Annotated in this window: 1 protein-coding gene and 1 pseudogene; one reads left to right on the plus strand and one right to left on the minus strand. The window is 73.5% G+C overall.

Annotated elements, in window-relative coordinates:
• Window positions 1–228 (minus strand): hypothetical protein (locus tag A9W96_RS31345; RefSeq protein WP_156765183.1); only part of this gene is annotated, 228 nt, incomplete at its 3' end.
• A gap of 96 nt (window positions 229–324) precedes the next feature.
• Here A9W96_RS31345 and A9W96_RS09855 point away from each other — a divergent pair.
• A pseudogene (locus A9W96_RS09855) lies at window positions 325–1,463 on the plus strand (hypothetical protein); the annotation flags it as partial.

A 1,463-nucleotide genomic window follows, 5' to 3' on the forward strand; every position in this document is an offset into this window, starting at 1 on the left:
CTGCCCCCGCCGGTGTTCGTTCCGCCGCCCCGCCTGCCGGTACCCGGACTGGGCGGCGGTCACGGGCCCCTCGGCGGTCAGGGCCCGTTCGGTCACGGCCCGTTCGGCGGTCACGGACCCTTCGGCCACGGACCCTTCGGCGGCCACGGACCCTTCGGGGGTCACGGATTCGGTGGTGGTCACGGGTTTGGCGGCCACGGCTTCGGCGGTGGTCACGGCTTCGGCCACCGATAGCGCCCTCGCGGTTCCCGGGCGGGCCGAACCCGGCGCGCTAGGGTGGCGGATCTGGGCAGGGCTACCAATTTCGGACGATGTGGAGGAGTGGTGGACGTCGTACTTGGCGTGTCTATGGCACCTGAGACCGTCCGCATGGTGCTCGTCGAAGGCGAAGCCGCGAGCGGGGTGACGGTCGATCAGGACGGTTTCGATGTCGCCGGCCACGAAACCCCCATCGCCGCAGCTAATCACGTCGTCGCGGCCATTCTCGGAACCCGGGACAGCGCGGCCCAAGGCGGGTATCGGCTCAAGTCCAGCGGAGTGAGCTGGACCGACCCCGTCAAGGCGGCGGCACTGCGAGACGCGTTGGCCGCGCGCAAGATCGAGAACGTCATGCTGGTCTCGGCGGTCATGGCCGCCGCAGCGCTGGCGCAGGCCATGGGCAGCGCGACCAACTGGGCCCGCACGGCGCTGCTGCTCGTCGAACCGGACAGCGCGACCCTGGCTGTCGTCGACACCTCGCACGGGACGGTCACCGACGTGCATCGGCACCCGCTGCCCGGCGACGACGACGCCGCACTAGCGAAACTCGCCGCGATGGTCTCGGACGCCGAGTCGATGAGCGCGCGGCCCGACGGGTTGTTCCTGGTCGGCTCGGAGGTCGACATTCCCTCCATCAAACCCACGCTCGAGGCGGCGACCGCCCTGTCGGTGACGACGCCCGAGGAACCCGAGATGGCCCTGGCGCGCGGCGCCTCGCTGGCCGCGGCGAACGCGAAGCTGGGCGCGCCGCGAACGGTCGCGATGAGCGCCACGCAGACCGCCTCGGCCGCGGCGGCCGAGCTCGCCTACAGCGCCGAGGACGACCCGGCCTCCGACGCCCACCGGCTCTCGGGCACCCCGGCGCAGCAGCGCCGCAGCCGCAAGTCGATCCTGACCATCGCCGCCGTCGCGGCGGTGTTCCTCGGCGGCGTCGCGGCGTTGACGCTGGCACTGATCTTCGGGAATCGGCCGCCCGCGGACCAGCGGCCCGACGTCGGCACGAACGTCGTCACCGCCGCCGTGCGGACCGAAGCCGCCTCCGGGGGGTCCACCAAAGCCCGGCCCGCCAAGGCCCGGGATCGGCAGCGGGATGGGCACCGGGATAGGCGCCACCGCGGGCGGAGGGGGCGGCGGAGCCACCGGCACCGGAGCGGGAGCCTCCGGCACCGGCACGGGTGCCGGAGCCGCCGCCGCGGGAGCCGGAG

Origin of the sequence: Mycobacterium sp. 1245852.3 (genome assembly GCF_001669335.1) — a bacterium.
In the GTDB taxonomy this organism is placed as follows: domain Bacteria; phylum Actinomycetota; class Actinomycetes; order Mycobacteriales; family Mycobacteriaceae; genus Mycobacterium; species Mycobacterium europaeum_A.